Annotated in this window: 23 protein-coding genes and 1 pseudogene; 6 read left to right on the forward strand and 18 right to left on the reverse strand. The window is 29.8% G+C overall.

Translation table 11 applies throughout. The annotated features are described in order from the left end of the window. Positions 1 to 281: 281 nt before the first annotated feature. Positions 282 to 386: pseudogene (locus tag ABXT52_RS03915) on the forward strand (monothiol glutaredoxin, Grx4 family); the annotation flags it as partial. After that, positions 387 to 656, forward strand: coding sequence for a hypothetical protein (locus ABXT52_RS03920; RefSeq protein ID WP_415271284.1), 270 nt, complete (start codon positions 387 to 389; stop codon positions 654 to 656). It begins immediately after the preceding pseudogene. On the opposite strand, the gene ABXT52_RS03925 is transcribed toward ABXT52_RS03920, so the two are convergent. From ABXT52_RS03925 to ABXT52_RS03970, 10 genes are read right to left on the reverse strand one after another with little or no spacing between them, the layout of a single operon-like run. Continuing rightward, positions 653 to 2239: a hypothetical protein gene (locus ABXT52_RS03925; protein ID WP_415271285.1), complete on the reverse strand. Its 1587-nt coding sequence runs from the start codon at positions 2237 to 2239 to the stop codon at positions 653 to 655. The two genes, ABXT52_RS03920 and ABXT52_RS03925, sit on opposite strands and share 4 nt — an antisense overlap. Then, on the reverse strand, positions 2236 to 2919 hold the full coding sequence (locus tag ABXT52_RS03930) for a class I SAM-dependent methyltransferase (RefSeq protein WP_415271286.1): 684 nt from the start codon (positions 2917 to 2919) through the stop codon (positions 2236 to 2238). Before ABXT52_RS03930 ends, ABXT52_RS03925 begins: the two co-directional genes overlap by 4 nt. 9 nt (positions 2920 to 2928) lie before the next feature. Next, entirely contained in the window at positions 2929 to 3546 is a 618-nt protein-coding gene (gene rpsD, locus ABXT52_RS03935; protein WP_415271287.1) for a 30S ribosomal protein S4, read from the reverse strand. A gap of 40 nt (positions 3547 to 3586) precedes the next feature. Beyond that, the gene (locus ABXT52_RS03940; protein ID WP_415271288.1) at positions 3587 to 4300 is read right to left on the reverse strand and encodes an RNA methyltransferase; all 714 of its coding nucleotides are present in this window, start codon (positions 4298 to 4300) and stop codon (positions 3587 to 3589) included. Then, positions 4300 to 5901, reverse strand: a complete 1602-nt coding sequence (gene cimA / locus ABXT52_RS03945; RefSeq protein ID WP_415271289.1) for a citramalate synthase — start codon at positions 5899 to 5901, stop codon at positions 4300 to 4302. Before cimA ends, ABXT52_RS03940 begins: the two co-directional genes overlap by 1 nt. After that, the gene (gene cysS, locus ABXT52_RS03950; RefSeq protein WP_415271290.1) at positions 5898 to 7259 is read right to left on the reverse strand and encodes a cysteine--tRNA ligase; all 1362 of its coding nucleotides are present in this window, start codon (positions 7257 to 7259) and stop codon (positions 5898 to 5900) included. The genes cimA and cysS overlap by 4 nt, the downstream gene beginning before the upstream one ends. 45 nt (positions 7260 to 7304) lie before the next feature. Continuing rightward, positions 7305 to 8042: an NAD(+) synthase gene (gene nadE / locus ABXT52_RS03955; RefSeq protein WP_415271291.1), complete on the reverse strand. Its 738-nt coding sequence runs from the start codon at positions 8040 to 8042 to the stop codon at positions 7305 to 7307. 39 nt (positions 8043 to 8081) lie between these two features. Continuing rightward, on the reverse strand, positions 8082 to 9461 hold the full coding sequence (locus ABXT52_RS03960) for a class II 3-deoxy-7-phosphoheptulonate synthase (protein WP_415271292.1): 1380 nt from the start codon (positions 9459 to 9461) through the stop codon (positions 8082 to 8084). A gap of 35 nt (positions 9462 to 9496) precedes the next feature. Further along, the gene (glmS, locus tag ABXT52_RS03965) at positions 9497 to 11317 is read right to left on the reverse strand and encodes a glutamine--fructose-6-phosphate transaminase (isomerizing) (RefSeq protein ID WP_415271293.1); all 1821 of its coding nucleotides are present in this window, start codon (positions 11315 to 11317) and stop codon (positions 9497 to 9499) included. 1 nt (position 11318) lies between these two features. After that, a complete protein-coding gene (locus ABXT52_RS03970) occupies positions 11319 to 11942 on the reverse strand; it encodes a DapH/DapD/GlmU-related protein (RefSeq protein WP_415271294.1) in 624 nt (207 codons plus the stop codon). Positions 11943 to 12009: 67 nt separating this feature from the next. Between ABXT52_RS03970 and ABXT52_RS03975 the strand changes: the two genes are divergently transcribed. From ABXT52_RS03975 to ABXT52_RS03990, 4 genes are read left to right on the forward strand one after another with little or no spacing between them, the layout of a single operon-like run. Then, positions 12010 to 12699, forward strand: coding sequence for an HAD-IA family hydrolase (locus ABXT52_RS03975; RefSeq protein ID WP_415271295.1), 690 nt, complete (start codon positions 12010 to 12012; stop codon positions 12697 to 12699). A 50-nt stretch (positions 12700 to 12749) separates the two neighbouring features. Then, positions 12750 to 14252 (forward strand): MmgE/PrpD family protein, encoded by a 1503-nt coding sequence (locus tag ABXT52_RS03980; RefSeq protein WP_415271296.1) that lies wholly within the window; start codon positions 12750 to 12752, stop codon positions 14250 to 14252. Then, on the forward strand, positions 14252 to 15148 hold the full coding sequence (gene prpB, locus ABXT52_RS03985; RefSeq protein ID WP_415271297.1) for a methylisocitrate lyase: 897 nt from the start codon (positions 14252 to 14254) through the stop codon (positions 15146 to 15148). The genes ABXT52_RS03980 and prpB overlap by 1 nt, the downstream gene beginning before the upstream one ends. Then, a complete protein-coding gene (locus ABXT52_RS03990; protein ID WP_415271298.1) occupies positions 15148 to 16272 on the forward strand; it encodes a bifunctional 2-methylcitrate synthase/citrate synthase in 1125 nt (374 codons plus the stop codon). The genes prpB and ABXT52_RS03990 overlap by 1 nt, the downstream gene beginning before the upstream one ends. 2 nt (positions 16273 to 16274) lie before the next feature. Here the strand turns inward: ABXT52_RS03990 and ABXT52_RS03995 are convergent, their stop codons facing one another. From ABXT52_RS03995 to ABXT52_RS04030, 8 genes are all read right to left on the reverse strand, one after another. Continuing rightward, positions 16275 to 17804 (reverse strand): AMP-binding protein, encoded by a 1530-nt coding sequence (locus ABXT52_RS03995; protein WP_415271299.1) that lies wholly within the window; start codon positions 17802 to 17804, stop codon positions 16275 to 16277. Beyond that, on the reverse strand, positions 17804 to 19225 hold the full coding sequence (sauS, locus tag ABXT52_RS04000; protein WP_415271300.1) for an acylating sulfoacetaldehyde dehydrogenase: 1422 nt from the start codon (positions 19223 to 19225) through the stop codon (positions 17804 to 17806). The genes ABXT52_RS03995 and sauS overlap by 1 nt, the downstream gene beginning before the upstream one ends. Before the next feature lie 69 nt (positions 19226 to 19294). Continuing rightward, on the reverse strand, positions 19295 to 20269 hold the full coding sequence (locus ABXT52_RS04005; protein ID WP_415271301.1) for a Bug family tripartite tricarboxylate transporter substrate binding protein: 975 nt from the start codon (positions 20267 to 20269) through the stop codon (positions 19295 to 19297). Between the two features lie 139 nt (positions 20270 to 20408). Beyond that, complete coding sequence (locus ABXT52_RS04010) at positions 20409 to 20846, reverse strand: tripartite tricarboxylate transporter TctB family protein (protein ID WP_415271302.1); 438 nt, start codon at positions 20844 to 20846, stop codon at positions 20409 to 20411. Then, the gene (locus tag ABXT52_RS04015) at positions 20830 to 22323 is read right to left on the reverse strand and encodes a tripartite tricarboxylate transporter permease (protein WP_415271303.1); all 1494 of its coding nucleotides are present in this window, start codon (positions 22321 to 22323) and stop codon (positions 20830 to 20832) included. Before ABXT52_RS04015 ends, ABXT52_RS04010 begins: the two co-directional genes overlap by 17 nt. Before the next feature lie 111 nt (positions 22324 to 22434). Beyond that, a complete protein-coding gene (locus ABXT52_RS04020; protein WP_415271304.1) occupies positions 22435 to 23061 on the reverse strand; it encodes a class I SAM-dependent methyltransferase in 627 nt (208 codons plus the stop codon). 4 nt (positions 23062 to 23065) lie between these two features. After that, on the reverse strand, positions 23066 to 24079 hold the full coding sequence (locus tag ABXT52_RS04025; protein ID WP_415272520.1) for a ribonucleotide-diphosphate reductase subunit beta: 1014 nt from the start codon (positions 24077 to 24079) through the stop codon (positions 23066 to 23068). A 5-nt stretch (positions 24080 to 24084) separates the two neighbouring features. Further along, the gene (locus ABXT52_RS04030) at positions 24085 to 26022 is read right to left on the reverse strand and encodes a ribonucleoside-diphosphate reductase subunit alpha (RefSeq protein ID WP_415271305.1); all 1938 of its coding nucleotides are present in this window, start codon (positions 26020 to 26022) and stop codon (positions 24085 to 24087) included. Between the last annotated feature and the right edge of the window lie 3 nt (positions 26023 to 26025).

A 26025-nucleotide genomic window follows, 5' to 3' on the forward strand; every position in this document is an offset into this window, starting at 1 on the left:
TATTATAAACTAAAATATATGATAAATTTATATTAAATACACCCAAGATTATTTCTCAATTATATTGAGGTTTTTTAAAAAATAAATATCTTAAAATGTAATCATATAAAAGTATTCTCAATCTTTTTGAGAAATATTTTTTTAATAAGTTTAGTACTAATATCTTCATAAAAGTATCTTCCCTAATTTGATTAACAATATAATTAATGGTATATAGGTCTTTAAAAATAAAAAATGAGCAACGTACTTCACACATTAACAATCAAAACAAAGGAGCAATAGGTGAATTTATTGGTGGCTGCGACGTTGTTAAAGAAATGTATGAAAACGGTGAACTCAAGAAAGTACTTGAGGATAAAGGAATTAATTTTAAAAAAAAAGACTAAGTGAAATCATTTATATACAAAATAATAATTTCTGTGATAGCAGTAATACTTATTTATGAGTTCACTATAGGAAAACAAATAAGCAAATACTCTAATCAAATAAACAATTTCACATCTAAAGAAGGACGTAAAGAAAGCGTCAATAAGATGAGAGAAGAAATTAATAAAGGCATTAAAAAAGAAAGATACCTTTCAAAAGAAGATGCTAAATTAATTAATACTTTTTTAAACAAAATAAAAAAAGAATTAGAAGAAGCTAGTAAAAACTAATCACAGAACCATAAAGTTGCTGTGCTAATTTTTTTTTTATAAAAAGTATACTTATAGCCTTCATTCCAAATTAACTCACAATCTTTAGGGTCAGATCTTTTAACGTTTCTAACATTTTTATATGCATAAAAAGGTCTATTCTTTTCAGCATCAATCGCTGAATAGTTTTTAAAACAACTAAAATTATTATTGCTTAAAAACTCTTTAGTATAAATATCTCCGAAAACGCAAATATTTTTATTCAAATTTCTTGTTTGAAAGTCTTTGAATATTTCCTTTTGTAAATTTTTATTACTTAAACCCCAGTAATCAATTTCAAAATTTTTTTCTATGTCAGTAAATTTAGCAAAAGAATTAAGCCAAGTATATTGATATGGTTTTAAGTTTATATTTTCTAAAATAAAAAATAGTAAAGTTAAAAAAGATAATGAATAAAATATTTTTTTATTAAAGATATAAATATTAAACAATGAGGTTATAAAAATTAATGGTATCAAAAACATAACATGTCTAATCTCATCATAAATCGCAACATCTTTAAGTATAAAAATTAAAATAATCAACAATGGGGTAATTAAAAAAACCAGATAGTAGATTTGTGCTAAAACATCTTTATTATTAAAAATTTTATTTTCACAAAATGGAAATAAGAAAAAACCAAAAATCACAATTATTGGTAACTTAAAGAATAGCCAAATAAAGTAATAACTTGATGGTAAATTTAAAGCTTTCATGCATTCACCAAGCGTAAGGGTACAAATATTATGATAATATTTACCCATCCAATTTAATGAATTAACAATTTCAAATGGATTGTGCCACATAATTGGATTAAAGAAATAAACAAAAATCAGAAATAAAGAAATAGTTATAAAAATATTTGATATATTTTTATAAATCAAATTTGCAAATTTAATTTTTTTAAAATTAAATAGTACAACAAATCCAATAAAATATTGAATAAAAATAATCAAACCTGTAATTCTTATACTAACCAAGTATGCAGAAAAAAAAGAAAGAAAGAAAAGTAATTTAATTTTAATCTTTTTATCTAAGTATAAATTTTCAATAATATGTAGAAAAAAATATGAACATATTATCCAAAATGATAAAAATGGAATATCCTTATGATTAAATTGTGCATGCCCAAAAATATAGGGATATAGTAAATAAATAATCGTTGATATTTTTGAGAACAATAAATTTTGAGATATTTTGAAGTTAATTAAAAAATAAAAATAACCAGAAATTGTGAATATAAAAAAAATAGCTGAATGTTTTGCTACAAGTAAAGATCCATATTGAGAAATATCATTTATATCATAAACGATCCCGTTAAATAACTTTTGAAATGGTATCGAAATATAATGAAAACCAACCCCATGATATTTATCAATGTAATTAATCAAATTTTTGTACTCACCAGTACTTAAAAAACTAATAATACCTTCAATATTTTTTTCCCAATTTAATTGTTCGTGATATTCATCATGGGATATACCGGTGGTTAAACTTAAGTAGGTACCAATAAATAAATAAATAATAAAAAAAAACCTAAATGAATGTTTACTTTTATCAATCATTTTGTAAATACACAAAGAAGAGATTTCCCAAATTTATTTAAAGTAAGCTTATCAATTATTTTTGATAATGGTATTAACATATCCCAAAAATATATTTTATTTTTTAAATTAGTCTCTTTTAACTTAAATATCTTGTTTAATATTAAGAACAATAAACCAATTGAATCATAATAAATTAATTTTTCAATTTTTAAGTCAGTTTTTTTTTCAATATCCCTAAAATCTTTTTTATTATATCTTTTAAAATGACCAACCGCTTTATCAAATTCGTTATAAAATAACTGATGTGCTGGAACGTTAAAAATTAAACGTCCATTTTTTTTTATTTTTTTTGAGGCTATTTTTACTTCTTTTAAATCATCTTTAATATGTTCAAGAACGTCAAAATAAATTATTGTTTGATATTTAGACCTTATCTTTTCTATAGTCTGATTTTTTATTTTAATATTTTTTTTTCTAAATTTTTTTGTTAAAAAGTGAAAAAGTTTACTATCAGGTTCTAATAACGTTATATCATTTGTGAATTTTTTATATAAATTCACTAACCCACCTTGTCCTGCACCAACTTCTAAAAATGGATCTTTAATAAAATTTTTTAAATAATAAATTTGATATTTTCTAAAATTTTTTGCTCTATCGAATGTTTCGAGCTCAAAACCATCATAGTTGATTTTGCTCATCAAGAATTTTTATCTTGAATAATATTCAATCACCAAATTAGGTTCCATTACTACTGGGTAGGGAACTTCGTCAAACTTAGGTGTTCTTACGAAAGTAACTTTTTTATTTTTTTCATCTAAGTGAATATATTCTGGAGTTTCTCTTTCTTTGCTAGCTAATGCGATATCAATTATAGCTAACTGTTTAGATTTATCTCTAATTTCAATTATATCTTCTTCTTTAACAACATAACTTCCAATATTAACTTTTTTACCATTAACTCTTACGTGTCCATGATTAATAAGTTGCCTAGCTGAAAACACAGTTGTTGAAAATCTTGCCCTGTAAATTACTGAATCTAATCTTCTTTCAAGTAATCCAATTAAATTTTCACCAGTATCTCCTTTTAACATGGTAGCTTTTTTATAAATATTTCTAAACTGTCTTTCGTTTATGTTACCATAGTAACCTTTTAATTTTTGTTTAGCTTGCAGTTGAATTCCATAATCAGATGGTTTTCCTTTTCTGCCTTGCCCATGTTGTCCAGGACCGTAATCTCTTTTATTAAAGGGACTTTTGGGTCTGCCCCATAGGTTAATTTTTAACCTTCTGTCAATTTTGTGTTTAGCACTTATTCTTTTTGTCATTTGATACGTGGGTTTATAAACTCACTCATTATTTTGTCAATCAACCTTTTTTAGACAAACTTGCGAATACACTGGATAAAATACGTGTTTCCTTCTCTGAAAGCTCCATTTTAGAAAAAATGCTTCTTAAGTTTTCAATCATAATAGGTCTCTTCTCCAAAGGTTTAAAAAAGCGTTTTTCCTCTAATTTTTTGATGCATAGGTTAGTCATTGCCTGAATATCCTTCTTGTTGGCTAAAGTTACTTTTTTTGATTTAGAATACTTTGCACCCTTTAATTTAATGATACTTGCTACTGTGTGAGCAATAATAATGACACTGTGAGACAAATTTAAAGATTTAAAATCAGGATTAGTTGGTATTTGCATAGTGTAATTAGCATAACTAATCTCATTATTGGATAAGCCAGACGCCTCTGAACCAAATAAAAAAGCAATTTTTTTATTAAAATCAATCTTTTTTAAATCTTCTAAAGTAATGTGTTTAATGTTTTTATTTCTAAATCTTGCAGATGTTGCAATAACATAATCAACTTTTTTTACAGCAGATTCTAAAGTTTCATATACTTTAGCACTAATAATTAGATCTTTTGCACCAACAGATGTTGCTAGAATTTTATCATTTGGAAAAATAGGCTTTGGTTTAACAATAACTAACTTTTTAAAGTTAAAGTTTTTAATAGATCTAGCACAAGCTCCAATATTTTCAGATAATTGAGGTTGATGTAAAATAAATGAAATATTATTGAATGACATTAAAGACTTGCTGGAGCATTATCTTTAAACAATTTGTAATCCAAACTATCAACCAATGCTTTTAATGAAGCATCAATTATATTTGCTGAAACACCAATGGTAAACCAATTTTTACCTTTTGAGTCAGTGCTTTCAATTGAAACTCTGGTAATCGCTTCTGTACCTGTATTTAGAATTCTAACTTTATAATCAACTAATTTTAGATCTTTTAAATATTTTGAATATTTATTTAATCGATCTACATTTTGTCTAATGGCATTATCTAATGCATTAACTGGACCATTTCCTTCACCAGTACACATAATTTTTTCACCATCAACTTCAAGCTGTGCTTTTGCTAAAGAAACAATTGTTCCTGATGAATCTTTTTTGACAGAAACATCATATTCTTTAATTGATATATATCTTGGTATTTTGCTGATAATTCTTCTTGCTAATAATTCAAAAGATGCATCAGCTCCATCATAACTATAACCAATAAATTCTCTGTCTTTTACTTCATCTAAAAGTTTTCTAATTTTAGGATCACTTTCTTCTATTTCAATACCAATAGTTCTTAATCTTGAAATTATATTTGATTTTCCAGATTGATCAGAAACTACAATATTTCTAGAGTTTCCAACTTCCTCAGGATTAATGTGCTCATATGTTCTTGGATCTTTTTGAACAGCTGAAACGTGAAGGCCTCCTTTATGAGAAAAAGCAGCAGCACCAACATATGGAAGATGTTTGTTAGGTTTTCTATTTAAAATCTCATCTAATAACCTAGAACATTCTGTTAATTTTTTAATATTATCTGGTTTAATTTTTAATTGAAATTTAGTTGCAAAATCTTTCTTTAAAAAAAAAGTGGGAATTAATGACATTAAATTTGCATTACCACATCTTTCACCTAAACCATTGATAGTTCCTTGCACCTGTCTAACCCCTGCCCAAACTGCAGCTAAAGAATTAGCAACAGCATTACCTGTATCATTGTGAGCGTGTATACCTAAATTTTTCCCAGGTATAGTTTTAGAAACTTCTGTTATAATTTTTGTAACTTCATGAGGTAAGGTTCCGCCGTTAGTATCACATAAAACAATCCATCGTGCTCCCTCATTAAATGCTGCTTTAAGACATGATAAAGCATAATTGGGATTAGCTTTGTATCCATCAAAAAAATGCTCTGCATCAAACATAAATTCTTTATTTTCTTTCACAAAGTGTTTTGCTGTCTCTTTGATATTTTCTAAGTTTTCTTCATTAGAAATACCAAGGGCTATATCAACATGAAAATCCCAAGATTTTCCCACAATACAAACTGCTGGTGTGTTTGAATTAATAAGCGCTGATAGACCTGGATCATTATCTGCACTACGACCAGTTTTTTTAGTCATCCCAAATGATGTTAGTTTAGCATTATTAAATGAATGTTTTTTTTGAAAAAATTCAGTATCAGTAGGGTTTGCTCCTGGCCAACCACCTTCAATATAATCAACACCTAAATTATCTAAAGCTAAGGCAATCTTTAATTTATCATCTACTGAAAAGTCTACACCTTGTGTTTGTGCACCATCTCTTAACGTTGTATCAAATATAAAAAGTTGTTCTTTACTCATTTTAGTTTCCAAATTGTTTTACCATCTTTGTCTTCTATTAAAACCCCTTTATCTAATAGCTTATCTCTAATAATATCGGCTTCTTTATAATTCTTGTCTTCTCTTGCTTTATTTCGAAAAGCAATCATTTCTAAAATTTCACCCTCATTAATGGATGATTTTTTCTTTTTAAATTCAATCCATTCTTCTTTTGTTTTGTTTAAAATACCAATGAAATTACATGCTAATACAAATAAACTTTTCTCCTCGTTACTTCCCTTTATAGCTTTGTCATAAAGTTGATGTAACTTTGCAATGTAACCAGGTGTATTCAAATCATCATATAACGGAGATAAAATATCTTCATTTAAAATTGTTTTTTCATTTGATGGTAAATAAACTTCATACCATTTATCAATAGTATTTTTACAATCTTCTAGTAGCTTTTCGTTCCAGTCCAATGGTTGTTTGTAGTGAGCACTCATGAGAGCAAGTTTTAAAACTTGTCCATCAACTTTGTCTTTAAAATCTTTAATCTTTATTATGTTGCCTGTAGATTTAGCCATTTTTTCATTGGACATGGTAATAAATGCGTTATGGATCCAATAATTTGCAAAGACTTTAGTATCATTAGCACATCTTGATTGTGCAATTTCGTTTTCATGATGAGGGAAAATCAAATCTATTCCACCTCCATGAATATCAAATATGTCACCTAAATATTTCTTAGACATCGCAGAGCATTCCAAATGCCAACCAGGTCTTCCTTTGCCCCAGGGCAAATCCCATGCAGGCTCATCATCTTTAGAAGGCTTCCACAAAACAAAGTCTTCAGATTTTTTTTTGTTCTGTGAAACTTCTACTCTAGACCCTGCAATTAAATCTTTTAATTTTTTATTCGATAATTTTCCATAATCTGTAAATTTACTTACTTCAAAGTAAACATGATTATTTGCCTCGTAGGCAAAATCTTTTTCTATTAAAGATGATATCATTTCAATCATAAGATTAATATGATCTGTAGCTTTTGGTTGTTGTGTTGGGTTATCTAAGTTCAAATAATTACAATCATCATTAAAATCTTTAATAACATTGTTCGTTAGTTCAGATATTAAAATATTTTTTTCTTTTGCTGATTTAATTATTTTATCATCAACATCAGTAATGTTTCTTATATAATTTATTTTATCATACCCATATTTTGATTTTAAAACTTTGTATAAAATATCAAAAATGACAAGAGGTCTTGCATTACCTATGTGTGGGTTATCATAAACAGTTGGACCACAAACATACATGCCAATGTTTTCTTTATCTAAGGGAACAAATTTTTCTTTTTTGTTACTTAAATTGTTTGTTAAAAAAATATCTTTATTCATTACTTTAGAATTATACTTTAATTATAGATTTGTGAATCTATTAGATTAGTTGGGAATCTTGCAAACTGGAATTGGCTCCATTTTATGCAAGTTTATATTTCTTATTTTTTCGTATTTTTCACGATTTGTTGAATTTACATTATTCATTGCTTCCTCTAATTCTTCGTATCTAAGACCTAACTGACCTTCATCAGTTCTACCATCATCCCATAATCCATCCGTTGGAGCAGCATCAATTATCTCTTGAAGAATATTGATGGATTTACCTATTTCCCATACTTCTGATTTGTTGCAATCTGCAATCGGGGAAATATCTACCCCACCATCACCATACTTCGTATAAAACCCTACTCCAAAATCCTCAACTTTATTTCCAGTACCGACTACAATACCTTTGTTTGCAGCAGCAACTTGATAAAGAGTGGTCATTCTAATTCTTGCTCTAGAATTAGCCATGCCATGTTCATTATCAAAATTGGATAGCGTACCCTCAAATGTTTCAAATAATTTATCTAAATTTAGCGTGTGTGCTTCAACATTATCAAAATTTTTAACTAACCATTCTTGGTGTTTTAAGCTTAAGTCATGTTGTGATGATTTTTGTTTAATAGGCATAGACAAAACAATTGTTTTTATACCCGTCATTGCACTCAATGTGCTTGATACAGAGGAATCTATTCCTCCAGAAATTCCAATGATTAAAGATTGAGCCTTGCTTGGCATCTTTTCTACATAATCTTTAATCCAATTGCTTATAAATTGTGCTTTTTCTAATGGTTTCATTATCTAAAATTTAAACAAAATTGTATTTAATACAATGGCTTAAGATGCCGCTTTAATATTTTTTTTAGAATATGCAGCATTTTTTTTAATCTCATCAGAAATCAAAAAAGCTAACTCCAATGCTTGATTAGCGTTAAGTCTTGGATCACAATGAGTGTGGTAACGGCTAGATAAATCTTGATCAGATATTTTCTGAGCACCACCTGTACATTCTGTAACATTTTGACCCGTCATTTCAATGTGCAATCCACCTGCATAACTTCCTTCACTTTGGTGACATTCAAAAACATTTTTTACTTCTTTAACAACGCTATTAAAAGGTCTTGTTTTAAATCCAGTTGTAGCTTTAATTGTATTACCGTGACAAGGATCACATGACCATATTACATTTAAACCTTCTTTTTTAATTGCTCTAATTAATTTTGGTAAAAATTTAGAAACATTCTCATGTCCAAATCTAGAAATTAAAGTTATTTTACCTTTTTCATTTTTTGGATTAATTTTATTACAAAGATTTATCAAATCTTCTGCTTTTAATGTTGGTCCACATTTAATTCCAATTGGATTTTCAATTCCTCTGCAAAACTCTACATGTCCTCCATCTAATTGTCTGGTTCTATCGCCAATCCAAACAAAGTGAGCTGATGTATCATGATATTCGCCTGTAGTAGAATCTACTCTTGTCATTGCTTGTTCGAAAGGAAGTAATAAGGCTTCATGTGAAGTCCAAAAGTTTACTGTTTTTAATCTTCTATTAAAGTCTGAATTAATTCCACATGCATCCATAAATGCTAATGCATCTGCTATTCTGTCCTCTAAATCTTTAAATTTTTTAGCAGCTGGAGAGTTCTTAATAAAACCCAAGTTCCAGGTATGTACTTTTTTAAGATCAGCAAAACCTCCATGAGAGAATGCTCTTATAAGATTTAGGGTTGATGCAGACTGAGAATATGCCTTAAAAAGTCTTTTAGGGTCTGGAACTCTTGATTTTTCATTAAATTCCATTCCATTAATATTATCTCCTAGGTAGCTAGGCAGTTCAACACCATCAATATTTTCAACAGGTGAACTTCTTGGTTTTGAAAATTGGCCAGCAATTCTTCCAAGTTTAATAACTGGTAATGATGCAGAGTAAGTAAGTACTAACGACATTTGCAGTATTAGTTTAAATGTATCTCTAATATTATCAGGATGAAATTCTGCGAAACTTTCTGCACAATCTCCACCTTGTAATAAAAAAGCTTTTCCATCAACAACATCTGCAAGTTGTTCTTTTAAGTGTCTTGTCTCACCTGCAAAAACTAATGGGGGAAAATCTTTAATTTTACTTAAAACACCATCCAAATCTTTTTGATTAGGATATTCAGGAATGTGTTTTACAGGATAATTTCTCCAGCTATTTATTTTCCAATTTTTCATATTCAACCTAGGGGTGTTGTATCAGAGTTTAATTATTATTCAACTGTGACTGATTTTGCTAAATTTCTAGGCTTATCGATGTCATAACCTTTTTTAAGAGCTGAATAATAAGCTAATTTTTGCAATGGAACAGTTAATAAAAAAGGCAACAAGTCATCATTAGCACTTTCAACTAATACAGTTTCCCAAATATTTTCTGAAAAAACTTCGTCTTTGCTCTTGTTAGTAATCAATAAAACTTTAGCACCTCTTGCTATTACTTCCTGCATATTAGAAATAGTTTTTTTATAATAATTGTCTCTTGGAGCTAAAACAACTACTGGCATTCCATCTTCAATTAAAGCTAAGGGACCATGCTTCATTTCACCTGCAGGATACCCTTCAGCATGCACATATGCTAATTCTTTTAACTTTAACGCCCCTTCTAATGCAATTGGATAGGAAAAACCTCTCCCTAAAAACATCGAACCTTTTACGTCTGTAAATGAACTAGAGACAGTTTGGATTTTACTCTCTGTAAGCAAAGTTTGTTCAACTAACTTGGGTAATGTTTTTAAGTCCTTAATTTTGTTTAAATATAAATCTTTATCTAAATCTTTTCTTAAAATTCCTAATTTTAATACTAGAATATAAAGAACCAACATTTGACCCATAAAAGCTTTTGTAGAAGCTACACCAATTTCTGGTCCACAATGAATTGGTAAAACAAATTTAGAATCTCTTGCAATCGAACTTTCTATAACATTAACCACACTGCAAGTTTTCATGTTATGTTTATTACATAAATCTAGAGCCGCATAAGTATCCGCTGTTTCACCAGACTGAGAAACAAAAATATATAAATTATCGTTTTTAAATCTATTTTTTCGATATCTGAACTCAGATGCAACATCAATTGTTACATCTAGTGTAGTGTTTTCTTCAAACCAATATTTTGCCATTAAGCAAGAATGATAAGCTGTTCCACAGCCGATTAAAGTAACTGAAGAAATTTCTTTTATGTCCCATGGAAAATTATAAATATTGATGTCGTTGTTAATTTTATCAATATACTCATTTATACAGTTCTTTAATGTTGTTGGCTGTTCCTCGATTTCTTTAGCCATAAAGTGTTTAAAATCACCTTTATCATAATTCTGCTCTTTTGAAGATAATTCTAAAACTTTTTTATTAACTTTTAAGCCTTCTTCATCAAAAAACTCAACTTGATCTTTTTTAATAATGCAAAATTCTCCATCATTTAAATACGAAATTTTATTAGTCATAGATTTTAGAGCATAAGAATCTGATCCTAAATAATTTTCGTTAGGACCATAACCCACTGCAAGTGGAGACCCTCTTCTTGCACCCACTATAAGATCAGACTGATCTTTAAAGATTATTCCTAAAGCAAAGCTTCCATGAAGCTGTTTTAGAGTTTTAATAATTGCATCCTTTAAATTAAGTTCTTTTAAATATTCTGTTATTAAATGAACAATTACCTCTGTATCTGTCTGAGATTTAAATACATGACCTTTGTTAATTAAATATTTTTTTAAAATAGTGGAATTTTCAATAATACCATTATGTACTATAGATACACTTTCTGATGAATGGGGATGTGCATTAATAGTATTTGGAATTCCATGGGTTGCCCATCTAACATGTCCAATTCCAATTGAACCTGACATATTTTTAACAGCACGATTTTTTTCTAAAATATCAACCCTACCTTCAGATTTAGCTTCATTTAATATGCCATCTGATAAAGTTGCAATACCTGAAGAGTCGTAACCCCTATACTCTAACTTTTTAAGAGAGTTTATAATGGCAGATGATACTGGTTTATTGCTTGCTATTCCTATAATCCCACACATATTATTTTATTTTTCTTTTATAATTTTTGACTTCTGTTTGAGAGCTTCTAGTTAAAGCTAATGAATTTTTTTTAACTTTTTTTGTAATCACTGAACCAGCACCAACAATACTATTTTTTTCAAGAGTAATAGGTGCAACTAATGAAGAATTAGAACCTATAAATACATTGTCTTTAATTTTTGTTTTATTTTTTTTAACACCATCATAATTACAAGTAATTGTGCCAGCTCCTACATTTACACCTTTGCCTATTTCACTATCACCAATGTAGGATAAATGATTAATTTTTGATCTTTTTCCAACTGTACTTTTCTTAACTTCTACAAAATTTCCAATTTTTGATCCTTCTTCAAGAGTAGTGCCTGGTCTTAATCTTGCATAAGGTCCAACTTCAACTTTGCTTTTTATTTTACAATCCTCTAAATGCGAAAATGAATTGATAGTTACATTATTGCCAATTTTAACTTTTTTTCCAATGACAACATATGGATTAATAGTAACGTTATTTCCAATCTTAGTATCTTTTGAAAAAAAAATAGTTTCAGGTCCGATCATCTTTACACCAGACTTTATAAAAAATTTACGAAGTTTTTCTTGTTCGATATTATAATTTATTTGTTTCATCTGGAAATATTTTTATATTAAGTGTATAGATATCTTAATTCACAATTTATTTCTTAAAAATACTTTAATGACTCAAAATTACTCAATATTATTTGACCTAGATGGAACATTGGTTGATACGGCACCTGATTTAATGAATGCCCATAATCATGTAATGAAAAAATATGGTTATCCAACAAAATCTACTGCAGATATTAGAAACCTAGTTGGACAAGGAGCTGGGGCAATGATTGGCAGATCTATATGGGGACAAGCCAAAAAAGAATTTGGTAAAATTGATGACCAAAAAATTAAAGCTGAAATGGTTAAGGATTTTATTAATTTTTATGGAAAAAATATTATTAAAGAAAGTACACTTATTAATGGTGTGAAAGAATTTTTAAAGTGGTGTAAAGAAAAAAAAATTTCAATGGCAGTTTGTACAAATAAACAAGAGCACTTAGCGATTGACCTTTTAAAAAAAATTGGAATTAATGATTACTTTGAATACGTTGCTGGATCAGATACTTTTGATTATTGTAAACCTGATCCAAGACACATAACAAGTATAATTGAAATCATCGGTGGTGATGTAAAAAAATCTCTAATGTTTGGTGATAGTGAAACTGATGCAAATGCTGCAAAAGCTGCCTCTGTTCCTGTTATTTTATTAGAAAATGGTTATACAGAAAAAAATTCTAACGAAATTTACCATAATCATTTGATAAAAGACTTTATCGGTGTCGAAAAAATAGTTTCAACTTATTTAAAAGATTGATTTAATTTTTTTTCTTACTATTAATAGGTCTGCATAATTAAGGAGGCCTAATGATTTCACATAAAGTTAAAGTTTACCCATCAAAAATTAATTTACCTAAAAAAAATCAACTGGCATGGAAAATTGCTGAAATAGCATCTGATAATGCAAAACTAGATAAGGCAGCTATTGAAATGGTTATTAATAGAATAATTGATAATGCTTCAGTTGCTATTGCTTCTTTAAACAGAAAAGCTGTTATCTCTTCAAGGGAAATGGCTCTAAAGCACCCCAAAAAAAATGGTGCAAATTTATTTGGTATTGATTCAAAATTAAAATTTGATTGTGAGTGGGCTGCTTGGTCAAATGGAACAGCTGTCAGAGAGCTTGATTTCCATGATACTTTTTTAGCAGAAGACTACAGTCATCCAGGAGATAACATTCCACCTATTTTAAGTGTAGCTCAACAAACTAAAAAAAGTGGGCTAGATTTATTAAAAGGAATTATCACGGGTTATGAAATTCAGGTTAATTTAGTTAAAGGAATTTGTTTACACAAACATAAAATTGATCATATTGCACACTTAGGACCAAGTGTTGCAGCAGGACTTGGTACTATGTTAAAATTAAACACTGAAACAATTTACCAAGCAGTTCAGCAAGCATTACATACAACCGTTTCGACAAGACAATCTAGAAAAGGTGAAATCTCTAGCTGGAAAGCTTACGCCCCTGCTCACGCTGGTAAACTTGCAATCGAAGCAGTTGATAGGGCAATGCGTGGTGAAGGTGCTCCAAGTCCAATTTATGAAGGAGAAGATAGTGTTATAGCTAGAATACTGGATGGCAAGAAAGCTTTATATAATGTGCCTCTACCTAAGAAAAAAGAAACTAAAAAAGCAATACTAGAGACTTATACAAAAGAGTACTCTGCAGAATACCAGTCTCAAGCACTTATAGATATTGCTAAAAAACTTAATAATAAAATTCCAAATTTAAATCAAATTAAGAAAATTGATATTTACACAAGTCATCACACTCATTACGTAATTGGAACAGGTGCAAACGATCCACAAAAAATGGATCCAAACGCAAGTAGAGAAACGCTAGATCACTCTATTATGTACATTTTTGCAGTAGCACTTGAGGATGCTGATTGGCATCATGTTAAATCATATACAAAACAAAGAGCTAATAGAAAAAGTACTATAAAAATTTGGAAATCAATTACTACGTTCGAAGACAAAAAATGGACTAAAAAATATCACGATCCCAATCCAAAAAATAAATCATTTGGTGCAAAGGTTGTGGTTTCTTTAAGTAATGGCAAAAAAATTATAGAACAATTAGATAGAGCAGATGCACACCCTTATGGAGCACGTCCGTTTAAAAGACAGAATTATATAAATAAGTTTTTAACTTTAACAGATGGTATTTTAGATAAGAAAGAAAGTACTCGTTTCTTGAAAGTTGTACAAAATCTTAAAAACTTGAAAGCTGGGGAATTAAATAAATTAAATATCCAGGTTAAAAGAAGTCAAATTAAGAAAAATACAAAACAGGGAATTTTTTAGTGCATTTTGTAGATAAAGAACCTAGTCAAAAAAGAGCTGACTTTGTCAGTAAATTAAAATCAAATAAAATTTTAAGAGTTCCTGGAGCTTATAATCCACTAACTGCAAAACTAATTGAAGAAATTGGTTATGATGCTGTTTACGTATCAGGTGGGGTTATGGCTAATGATTTAGGTTTTCCAGATATAGGCTTAACTACACTGCAAGATGTTAGTACTAGATCTTATTTAATATCTAGAGTTACAAGTTTACCTACAATTGTTGATATCGACACTGGTTTTAAATCTTGTGAAGAGACTATTAAAACTTTTGAAGAATTTGGAGTATCAGCAGTTCACTTGGAAGATCAAGTAGAACGAAAAAGGTGTGGGCATTTAGATAATAAAGAATTAATTTCTACTGAAGCAATGGTTAAGAAAATTAAAGAATGTGTTGCCACTAAAAAAGATGAAAATTTTAAAATTATAGCAAGATCTGATGCTAAAGGTGTTGAAGGAATAGATAAAATGATTAACAGATGTAAAGCATATATTGATGCTGGAGCAGAGATTATCTTTCCAGAAGCTTTACAGGATGAAAGGGATTTTGAAAAAGTTAGAAAAGAGTTATCATGTTACTTACTCGCTAATATGACCGAATTTGGTAAATCTAAGTTATTCAACTATAAAGAATTAGAAAATTTTGGATATAATATTGTAATTTATCCAGTAACCACACAAAGACTAGCCATGAAAAATGTAGAAGATGGTCTTAGAGACATATTTGTGAGTGGACATCAAAACAATATTATTGATAAAATGCAAACTAGAAAAAGACTTTACGAGTTAGTTGAATATGAAAAATATAATTCATTAGATGAAAAAATTTATAACTTTAGTACTGAAGGTCATGAATAATGAGTGATGATATTAAAAAAGGTTTGTTAGGGATAGTTGTTGATGAAACCGAAATTTCAAAAGTTATGCCAGAAATCAACTCACTTACTTATAGGGGTTATGCGGCTCAAGATTTATGTGCAAGATGTGACTTTGAAGAGGTTGCTTACTTAATTTTAAATAAAGAATTGCCAAATAAAAAACAGCTAAAAGAATTTAAGAAAGAATTATCTAAAGAAATAACTTTATCAAAAAATTTAATAGATATTTTAAAAAAAATACCTAAAAATTCTCATCCGATGGACGTTGCAAGAACTGCGGTCAGTGTTATGGGTCTTGAAGACAAAGAGACTAGAGACAACTCACCAAAAGCAAATTTAAGAAAAGCGATTAGAATTCTTGCAAAAACTCCAACTGCACTAGCTGCTTTTTATAGACTTAGAAAAGGAAAAAAAATTATAGCTCCAAAGAAAAACCTTACTTTTTCTGAAAACTTTTTCCATATGTGTTTTGGAAAAGTTCCGAACAAAGAAATTGTTAAAGCTTTTGATGTATCATTAATTTTATATGCTGAGCATAGTTTTAACGTATCAACTTTTACAGCAAGAACTATTACCAGTAGCTTGTCTGATATTCATGGAGCAATCACTGGAGCAATCGCTAGTTTAAAGGGTCCTCTTCATGGGGGTGCAAATGAAGAAGTAATGCACATGATGAAGAAAATTAAAAAACCTGAGAACGCTTTAAAATGGATTACTAAAGCTCTAAAAAATAAAGATGTAGTAATGGGATTTGGTCATAGAGTTTACAAAAGTGGTGACTCAAGAGTTCCAACAATGAGGGAGTATTTTAAAAGAGTAGCAATTATTAAAAAAGATAAAACATTTGAAAAAATTTATGACATTGTTGAAAAGGTAATGATTAAAGAAAAAAATATTTATCCAAATGTTGATTACCCAACAGGACCTACTTACCACTTAATGGGTTTTGATACAGATTTCTTTACACCCATATTTGTAATTTCAAGAATTACGGGTTGGTCTGCACATATCATGGAACAACATGCTGCTAATAAATTAATTAGACCTCTTGCTAGTTATAAGGGTAGTAAGCATAGAAAAGTTTTAGAATTAAACTTCAGATAAACTTAATTTTTTATAATATCTTTTATTTTTAATCTTTGAATTTTCCCAGAAGAGCCTTTTGGCAATTCTTTAAAAAAATGAATCTTATCTGGAGATTTATATTTGCCAAGTGAACCAATGCAGTGCTTTAATAGCTCTTCTTCTGAAACAGTTTCTTTATCTTTAAGCACCACTCCAGCTTCAATTTTTTCACCATAATGACTACATTCAACTGAAAATGCAGCTGCTTCTAGTATTTTAGGATGTTGATATAAAACGTCATCAATTTCACGAGGTGAAATATTTTCTCCACCTTTTATTATAAGTTCTTTTATTCTGCCACGTACAAAAACAAAATCTTCATCATCCATTAATCCTAGATCTCCAGTTAAAAACCATCCCTTATAAAAACTTTTTTTGGTCTCTATAGGATTTTTATAATACTCTTTCATAACATTTTTTCCCTTAACACAAATTTGCCCAATATTATTTCTTTTAGCTTCATTAAAATCATTATCAAGAATGGTGACATCGTTACCATAAGGAATTCCTGGAGATCCATATTTAATTTTTTTAGGCGGTAATGGGTTTGCTAAAATTGGAGCACAAGATTCTGTTAGTCCCATTGTTTCTATCATTTGAATATTAAACTTTTCTTCAAAATTTCGATGTGTTTCTGGTGCAAGTGCTGCAGAAGCACTTCTTCCAAATCTAATTGAAGATGTGTCTAAGGAGTCAAATTCTTCTTTGGAGTATTTATTAATAAGAGCCGAAATTACAGTTGGTACAACGCTAAACCACGTGCATTTAAATTGACTAATATACTTCCAAAAATTAGATGCTGAAAATTTTTCACATAAAATTAAAGAACTTTGACTAACAAGTGGGCCCATCACTGTTACTATCAATCCATTGATATGGTAAAGTGGCAAAACACATAAAGCTTTATCAGTAGAAGTTAATTCATGAGAAATCATAACATTTTTACCCCCATGTAAAAGATTCTCATGACTTAACATGACCCCTTTTGGTTTGCCCGTTGTACCAGAAGTATACATAAGTAATGCGTTGTCTTCTTTATTTATCTCACTATCCAAAATATCAAAATTGTTATCAATCTCTTCTAAAAAATTATTTTTGTCAATTTCAACTAATTCAATTTTAGTTGAAACTTTTTTTATAATTTTTTCAGCTAATTCAATATTATTTTTAGTAGAGAAAATTATTTTTGACTCAGAATGTTCTATAATATATGCAAGCTGATCTTCGCCAGCTACCAAATTAAGTGGAACTTGCACCATACCAGAATACATAATTCCAAGCATTAACTGAATACTGCTAAGAGAGTTCTCCGTAAGTGTGCAGATAATAGATTTTTTTTTAAGTTTTTTTTTATTAACTAAGTAGTAATTAATTTTATCTAAATTATGCTTAAGTTTATCGTTTGATATATTTTGATTTGTATGAGGACAGATTATAAAATTAGCCTTGGCTTTTTCTTTAGCATTAATTTTAATATAATCTCTTACTGTACTGAGTAAATTCTCTTCCATTATTCAAGATTTTTAACTTCTTCAGGGCTATATTTTTTACAATAATCTTCAAAATAATCTTTTAACTCCGCTTCAGAACCTTTTATTGTAGTTGAAATTTTTGTTGTATTAATAAAATGTTTATAATTAAGATTATTATCAATACTATTTTTTTGCCAAGTACCACAGCCCATTGATAAAGAAAATGGAAGACCATTTGTAAAGCTACCCCCTGTAGCAAAAGTATGCGCTTGGTTAACAATCACTCTACAAACTGGCAGCTCTAAACCTATTTCCATTACTCTTTTTTGTGCCTTACTATGAATACCAATCGAATGTCCAATACCTTGATAGTTTAAAATTTTATGTGCAATTTCTTTTGCATGATCAAAATTTTTTGCTTTATACAAGGTTAATACTGGAGAAAGTTTTTCACCAGAAAATAGATGCTCTGATCCCACACCCTCTTCTTCAACCATCAATATTTTTATATCACTATCTACACTAAGGTTAATTTTATCAGCAATAAATTTTGCAGGTTTTGCTATAACTTCTCTATTTAATTTTCCTTCAATCCATAAGGTTTTTTCCAATAATTTTTTCTTTTCATTGTTTAGTAATGTTGCACCTTCTTTTTTTAAACAATCAATCAAATTATTGTAAATTTCTTCAATAATGATCAAGCTATTTTCTGAAGAACAGCTTGTGGCATTATCAAATATTTTTGACATTTTAATTTTTTTTGCAGCATCTTCTAAATCTGCAGTTTCATCTACTATTACGGTAACATTACCTTGACCTACACCAATTGCAGGCGTGCCACTTTTTGCTGCTTGTTTTACATTGTTTAATGATCCTGTAACAATTACAAGATCAACTTTTAGCATTAACGCATTTGTTAGATCTTTAGTAACGGGCATGTCGAAAGTTTGAATTAAGTTTTTAGGAGCTTTGATTTTTTCTAGCTCAATATTAATAAATTCTAAAAGCTGTTTAAATACCTTGCTACCAGCAGGAGACGGAGAAACTATAATTGCATTTCTTCCTTTTAACGCATTAATAACATTATTTACTGGTGTTGCTGCAGGATTGGTCGAAGGAGTAATTGCCCCTACTACACCAACAGGTTTTGCAATTTCTATTATACCTTTTTCTTTAAATTCATTAATTACACCGACAGTTTTTACTCCTTTTAAATCTCTAAGAAGCCCCAATGTTTTTCTTCTATTCTTTAAAATTTTATCCTCAACATCTCCCAATCCAGTTGAGTTTACAGCTAGTTTTGAAATTAATTTATTGGTAGATGGTTTGCATAACGCCCAAGCAACAGCTGTTACAACTTCGTCTACTTGTTTTTGATTATACTTTTCAAAAATATTTTGTGCTTCTTTAGCTTTTCCTACTAATGATTCAACAATATCTGAAGGAGAATTTTTGTTCATTTTTTTAAAAATTAAAAAGCTTCGCCCTTAATATTTAGGGCGAAACTAATTAAATGTTCTTAATAAGTATTAGGGCTTTAGTCCAGCAAGAAGTTTTGTTAAACTAACTTTTCTTGCTTTCCACATTTCTTGTACTTCAGCTCTATTCATTATTCTAACAGGTGAACCACCTTTTTTCATTTGTCCTAATGTTTTTTTATCATTGAACATTAAAGGAACTTTTGCTGCTAAAAATTCAATAATTTCAGGAGGTGTTCCCTTGGGAGCCATTATTCCTCTGAAATTCACACTTGAATTATCAACATCTAAGCCTTCTTCTTTTAATGTAGGTACATTTGGTAAAAATGTTTTTTCTCTTTGAAGGTCAGCGATAGCTAGAATTTTAATATCATTCTGACTTCTAAAAGCATCAGACAAATTATTAAAACCGGCCATAACCTGTCCACCTTTAACCGCTGTAAGTGCTGGTACTCCACCAGTGTGAGGTACATATGTTAATTTAGCACCACTTGCTTTTTGAAATTGTAAAAAAGCTATGTGATGACCAACAAACTTACCTGCTCCTGAAAAAGTAACTTTTCCTGGGTTTGCTTTTGCAAATTTAACCATATCAGCAACAGAATTAAACGGACTATCTTTACCAACTATTAAAACTGCTGGATCAGCTCCCCAGTTTGCAATCGGCTCTAAGTTATCAATGTTGTATTTAGTGTCATCGAAAACTATAGACTGTGAAACAAAGTGTGGGATATTGTATGCAGCTAAATCATAACCATCTTTTCTTGCTTTAGTAGCAAACCAATTCCAACCAACTTTTCCACCAGCTCCTGGTTTATTAACTATTACGATAGGCTGACCTAAATAATCTTTTTTAGGATGTGACGCCATCATTGTTACTAGTCTTGCTTGAAAATCCGTAGCACCGCCTGGATTATAAGCCACTGTTACACTTATCGGTCTATCAGGATAATCACCTGCTTGCGCAACTGATCCAAATGAAAGAAATGATAAGATAAAAGTGAAATATAAAAAAAGTTTTTTCATATTATTGATCTCCCTCTATTAAGTTATTAATTCAAAACTTAATCACAAATTTAATCTTATAACTAATTAATTTTACCTGAAAAAGTTACGTAAAATGACATTATAAAAACAAATACAATCACAAGGTGTAAAGTAATTTTTAAAAAAGAAAAAATCTTGGAGCCTGAACTTTGAGAAGAATAGCAAAAAGAAAATATATAAATATCATGAAACATAGAGTTATTAGAAAATTATAAAAAATACTTTTTTTGTTTTTCTTTTCTGAATAAACATAACAGATGATTAGAAATATTAGTACCGCCAAAAAATAAAAACCTAAAAGCTCTCCAAATACCAAAAAAAGTAAGAGTGAGCCTAGATATATAGATAATTTTTTAAGGTCAACTTCAGTAATTTTTTCATTTTTATTATAGAAATATAATACTAAAGATAAAAATGATAAAACAATCATTACAGTGCTTAATAGTTTGGGAAAAATATATGCCTCTGATGTGCCTCCACTAAATGAAGCATAAGCTAACAGTATTGATAAAATCAATACCAATACTACTGATGAAAGTTTATTGATCTTTATCATTTGTTTTTTTTTTAATTTCTGTGATCAGTCCATATATAATTGATAATATACAAAGAGAAATTATCGTTAAATTTAAAGGACCCATTGTTAAGTAATCAAATATTCCATTTTGAGTATCAGCAATAATTTTTGCTTGACTAAAATTTGTTTCGGCAATTGGTCCTAGTATTAATCCCAATACAATGGGTGCTGCAGTAAAACCAAATTTAGATAAAAAAAACATAGACACACCTAAAAAAAGCATAACCATAACGTCTGCAAAATTATGCTGCACACTATAAGTGCCAAAAATTGCAAGTATTGTAATTGCTGCCGCCATGTAATTTACTGGGGTTTTTATTACGTACTTAGCCAAACCACTTATATAAAGCCCAAAAATTAACATCAAAAATTGAGCTACTAACAAAGAGTTGATAAACGTCCACGTAGTTTCAGCATAAATAGTAAAAAGATTTGGCCCTGGAAACATTCCGTGAATTAATAATCCACCTAATAAAACTGCAGCTGTTGGACTTCCGGGTACACCTAAAGTTAACAGTGGAACTAATGATGGTCCAACCATAGCATTATTTGCAGATTCAGCTGCTATGATTCCATCTGGTTCACCTTTTCCAAAGTTTTCTTTATTTTTACTTACTTTTTTTATTTGATCATATGAAACTAAACCTGCGATCTGCCCTCCTGCACCTGGAATTAATCCAATTATAACACCTGTTATGCTGCCTATAGTTAGAGCTTTAAATCTTGAAAGATTATATTTCATAGACTGGAACAAGCTTTTTTTTTCCATTTGGAACTGATCTGAAAGGTCTTGTTTTTTTTCGAGCATTGAAAGTACTTGTGGTATTGCAAATAAACCTACCAGAGCTGCAATTATATTTATACCACCAGAAAAAATTGGGTTAAAAACAAATCTTTCCACACCTAAAACTAAATCATATCCAATTGTTGCTAACCACAAACCTAATGCACCAGAGAAAAGACCTTTAATAATTGAGTTAGAATCTAGTGTTGCAATAACGGTAACACCAAAAATTGCTATCCAAAACATATGTGATGGTCCAAACTTGAGTGCAACGTTTGCTAATAATGGAGTAAAAAAGATTAAAACCAATATTCCAATAACACCTCCTACAAACGAACTAATAAAACAATAATGAAGAGCTTCCTTGGATTTGCCTTTTTGTGCCATAGGGTAACCATCCATAACAGTTGCTATGTTTGCTGGTGCACCTGGTATTTTTAGTAAAATAGCGCTAATCGCACCACCTGCTACCGTTGCTGTATAAACAGCACCAAGCATTATCAGTCCTTGTTCAGGGCTCATCTTGAAAGTGAATGGGATTAATAAAGCAACAGCCATTGTGGGGCTTAAACCAGGTGCGGCACCTAAAAGAAGACCACCCACTGTTCCTAAAATTAATATTAAAATATTACCAAACGTAAATACATTTGAGAAATAGTTTAAGAATTCCATACGCTTAAAGCATATCAATAATTTTACAGGGATGTCTATATTAAGTTATTTGATAAAGTTGTTGCTTTTATTAACTAACTTATCTTTGATAAAAAAAATAAATAATAAATTTTATTTTTTTTCTATTTTTGCAAATCTTTCAAAAATAATTTCTGATTTTAGATTGTTCTCTGCAACAAATTCATCAATAGCTTGTTTTACATCAGGTGCGTGAGCAAGGTTATAATCATCACAAAGAATAGTACCATTATTTTCCAAAACTGGTTTTGAATAATAAAGATCATTTATAACTGTCTCATAAGCGTGTCCACCATCTAAAAAAACATAATCGATTTGGGACATATCCATTTTTTTTAATAGTTGATTAGAGTTCCCCTTAATCAAATGAACATTTTCTTTAAATTTTTTTAAAAGATAAGCTACTGCCTCAACTGAGTATGGATCTTGTCTTAAAATATATTCAAAATATATTTTTTTTAATGGATTGTTAAATTTAGTATTTGGAATAACTTCATTTGCATTTTCAGCACTTTCACTAAACAAATCTAACCCTACGTATTTGAAATCACTTCCATGAATATTGTATAATAGCTCACAAACATTTCTTGCAGTAACACCATGAAACACGCCAATCTCAAGAAAATTTTTAGGTTTCTTGGAGGCTATTTCATTAAGAAAATGCTCTCCAATGCCCTCTTGCTTAAGGCTAGTTTTTCGAAAATACTTTTTGTACTTCAAAAAATTAACTAAAAGCTTCTGTCCAAGTTCCCTGAGTTGATGCTTTAGAATATTCAGTAGAACGACCTTCAAAGAAGTTCATGTGTTCAACTGCATTCAACATTGAATCTAACCAAGTAAGTGGATTTTTATCCACATCATAAATTGGTTCTAATCCAAGCTGAGATAATCTTCTGTTAGCAATAAATCTTATATAAAGTTTCACATCTTGCGCTGTAAGACCTTCCATAGGACCCATTTCAAAAGCTAAATCAATGAAAGCATCTTCGTGCTCTATGATTGTTCTACATGCTTTATAAAGTTCTGCTTTTAATTCAGGAGTCCAGATTTCTGGGTTCTCATGAATGAACTCTTTAAACAATCTAATCATAGAATTACAGTGCAACGTTTCATCTCTTACTGACCAAGTAACGATTTGGCCCATCCCTTTCATTTTATTATGTCTTGGGAAGTTAAGTAAGATTGCAAAACTTGCAAACAATTGTAGACCTTCAGTAAACGCACTAAATACAGCTACTGTTAATGCAATATCTTTTTTTGAACTCATGTCAAAATTTTGCATGTAGTCGTATTTATCTTTCATCTCTTTATATTTCATGAATGCAGAATATTCTGACTCAGGCATTCCAATCGTATCAAGTAAATGAGAGTATGCAGCTATGTGAACTGTTTCCATTGAAGCAAATGCAGTCATCATCATTAGAACTTCTGTAGGTTTGAATACAGTTGTATAATGTCTTAAATAACAATTTTGTACTTCAACATCAGCTTGAGTAAAAAATCTAAAAATTTGTGTTAATAAATTCTTTTCAGATTGAGTTAAATTTTTCTGCCAATCTCTAACATCATCACCAAGTGGCACTTCCTCTGGTAACCAGTGAATTCTTTGTTGAGTTAACCAAGCATCATAACACCATGGATATCTAAATGGTTTATAAACTGGATTTTCAACTAATAGTCCCATTTTTTTTGGTTGAACTATTTCTTCTTTTGGTGGTTGGATAATTTTAGTATTCATTTTCTCTACTGACATGATAAGCACTCCTCGTATTCTGGTTGTTCAGTTGTTTGTGGTTTTGATTTGTAAACGTTTGCGGTAACATCTGTTGCTTTAGTGTCGTTAACATTTTCCGCACGTTGAATTGATTTTGATCTACAGTAATAAAGGCTCTTTAAACCTTTTTTCCAAGCATCAAAATGAATTTTATGTAGTTCTCTTTTATGAATATCTGCCGGTACAAATAAGTTAATTGATTGAGCTTGAGATATAAAAGGTGTTCTATCTCCGCTTAATTCAATAATCCATTTTTGATCCAATTCAAAAGCAGTTTTGAAAACATCTTTTTCTAAATCAGTTAAAAAATCTAAATGAGAAACAGACCCTTGATTTGTTGTAATACCAGACCAAACATCATCAGTATTTTTTCCATGTTTTTCTAGTAATTCTACTAAGTATCTATTTCTAACATTAAATGAACCTGAAAGAGTTTTATGCGTGTAACTATTTGCTGCAACCGGCTCTACTCCAGGGGATGCTCCACCACATATGATAGAAATAGAAGCTGTGGGTGCAATAGCAGTTTTGTTAGAAAACCTTTCATTAAAACCATAATCAGCAGCATCTGGACATGGTCCTCTTTCATCAGCTAAATCTTTTGAGGCTTGATCAACATGTTCTTGAATATGTTTGAATATTTTTTTATTCCAAGCTTTACTCATAACTGACTCAAGTGGGATACTGTGTTGCTGTAAATAAGAATGGAAACCCATAACACCTAGGCCAACACTTCTTTCTTTTTCAGCAGAATATTTTGCATCATCAAATTGCTCTGGAGCTCTTTCAATAAAATCTGTTAATACGTTATCTAAAAATCTCATAACATCATTAATCATAACGTTATCGTCTTTCCATTCATCATACTTTTCTAAGTTTAAAGATGATAAACAACAAACAGCAGTTCTATCTCTTCCATTTTTATCTATTCCAGTAGGCAGTGTTATCTCACTACAAAGGTTAGATGTTTTAACAGTTAGATTTGCTAACTTATGGTGTTGTGGAATTTGCCTGTTAACTGTATCGATATAAATAATATAAGGTTCACCTGTTTCAATTCTTGCTGTTAATAATCTAATCCATAAATTTCTTGCAGAAATAGTTTGTTGTACAGTTCCATCAGCAGGACTTTTTAATGCCCACTGCTCATCTGTTTCAACAGCTCTCATAAATGCATCTGATACTAAAACACCATGATGAAGGTTTAAGGCTTTTCTATTTGGGTCACCACCTGTAGGTCTTCTCATTTCAATAAATTCTTCAATTTCAGGATGCTCAATTGGAAGATAACATGCAGCAGATCCTCTTCTTAATGAACCTTGGCTAATCGCCATTGTTAACGAGTCCATTACTTTAATAAAAGGAATAATGCCTGATGTCTTTCCAACTTTACCAATTTTTTCTCCAATAGATCTAAGGTTACCCCAGTAACTTCCAATCCCACCACCTTTAGCAGCTAACCAAACATTCTCACTCCATAGATCAAGTATTCCGTTTAAGCTGTCTGATGCTTCGTTTAAAAAACATGAAATTGGTAAACCTCTTTTAGTTCCACCATTTGATAAAACTGGAGTTGCTGGCATGAACCATAAATTACTAATATAGTTATAAATTCTTTGTGCATGTAAATTGTCATCTGCGTATGAACTTGCAACACGGGCAAACAAATCTTGGTAAGATTCGTTGTGACCTAAGTATCTATCTTTTAAAGTTGCTTTACCAAAGTCTGTTAATTTACTATCTCTTGATCTATCAATTTTAATAATGATACCTTTTTCATTTTGAAAAAGTTCTGTGTCATTACTAAGTGAAAATAAATCTGGTCCTTTGTTTTTTGAAAGCTCTCTATTATCTGGGCTATATTCGGAGACAGCTTTCTTAAGTGCCTGTGATAGTATTTTGTTCATATT

It is taken from the genome of Candidatus Pelagibacter sp. Uisw_121 (assembly GCF_047722545.1).
In the GTDB taxonomy this organism is placed as follows: Bacteria; Pseudomonadota; Alphaproteobacteria; order Pelagibacterales; family Pelagibacteraceae; genus Pelagibacter.

What these genes read in the sequence shown, in the direction of transcription:
- rpsD (WP_415271287.1), bottom strand. Translation starts at nt 3,546, where the DNA reads ATGACAAAAAGAATAAGTGCTAAACACAAAATTGACAGAAGGTTAAAA.
- ABXT52_RS03990 (WP_415271298.1), top strand. Translation starts at nt 15,148, where the DNA reads ATGAGTGATGATATTAAAAAAGGTTTGTTAGGGATAGTTGTTGATGAA.
- ABXT52_RS03925 (WP_415271285.1), bottom strand. Translation starts at nt 2,239, where the DNA reads ATGATTGATAAAAGTAAACATTCATTTAGGTTTTTTTTTATTATTTAT.
- ABXT52_RS04005 (WP_415271301.1), bottom strand. Translation starts at nt 20,269, where the DNA reads ATGAAAAAACTTTTTTTATATTTCACTTTTATCTTATCATTTCTTTCA.
- ABXT52_RS04010 (WP_415271302.1), bottom strand. Translation starts at nt 20,846, where the DNA reads ATGATAAAGATCAATAAACTTTCATCAGTAGTATTGGTATTGATTTTA.
- glmS (WP_415271293.1), bottom strand. Translation starts at nt 11,317, where the DNA reads ATGTGTGGGATTATAGGAATAGCAAGCAATAAACCAGTATCATCTGCC.
- ABXT52_RS03995 (WP_415271299.1), bottom strand. Translation starts at nt 17,804, where the DNA reads ATGGAAGAGAATTTACTCAGTACAGTAAGAGATTATATTAAAATTAAT.
- ABXT52_RS04030 (WP_415271305.1), bottom strand. Translation starts at nt 26,022, where the DNA reads ATGAACAAAATACTATCACAGGCACTTAAGAAAGCTGTCTCCGAATAT.
- ABXT52_RS03960 (WP_415271292.1), bottom strand. Translation starts at nt 9,461, where the DNA reads ATGAAAAATTGGAAAATAAATAGCTGGAGAAATTATCCTGTAAAACAC.
- cimA (WP_415271289.1), bottom strand. Translation starts at nt 5,901, where the DNA reads ATGAGTAAAGAACAACTTTTTATATTTGATACAACGTTAAGAGATGGT.
- ABXT52_RS04015 (WP_415271303.1), bottom strand. Translation starts at nt 22,323, where the DNA reads ATGGAATTCTTAAACTATTTCTCAAATGTATTTACGTTTGGTAATATT.
- sauS (WP_415271300.1), bottom strand. Translation starts at nt 19,225, where the DNA reads ATGAACAAAAATTCTCCTTCAGATATTGTTGAATCATTAGTAGGAAAA.
- ABXT52_RS03940 (WP_415271288.1), bottom strand. Translation starts at nt 4,300, where the DNA reads ATGTCATTCAATAATATTTCATTTATTTTACATCAACCTCAATTATCT.
- ABXT52_RS03975 (WP_415271295.1), top strand. Translation starts at nt 12,010, where the DNA reads ATGACTCAAAATTACTCAATATTATTTGACCTAGATGGAACATTGGTT.
- ABXT52_RS03970 (WP_415271294.1), bottom strand. Translation starts at nt 11,942, where the DNA reads ATGAAACAAATAAATTATAATATCGAACAAGAAAAACTTCGTAAATTT.
- nadE (WP_415271291.1), bottom strand. Translation starts at nt 8,042, where the DNA reads ATGAAACCATTAGAAAAAGCACAATTTATAAGCAATTGGATTAAAGAT.
- cysS (WP_415271290.1), bottom strand. Translation starts at nt 7,259, where the DNA reads ATGAATAAAGATATTTTTTTAACAAACAATTTAAGTAACAAAAAAGAA.
- ABXT52_RS03980 (WP_415271296.1), top strand. Translation starts at nt 12,750, where the DNA reads ATGATTTCACATAAAGTTAAAGTTTACCCATCAAAAATTAATTTACCT.
- ABXT52_RS03930 (WP_415271286.1), bottom strand. Translation starts at nt 2,919, where the DNA reads ATGAGCAAAATCAACTATGATGGTTTTGAGCTCGAAACATTCGATAGA.
- ABXT52_RS04025 (WP_415272520.1), bottom strand. Translation starts at nt 24,079, where the DNA reads ATGAATACTAAAATTATCCAACCACCAAAAGAAGAAATAGTTCAACCA.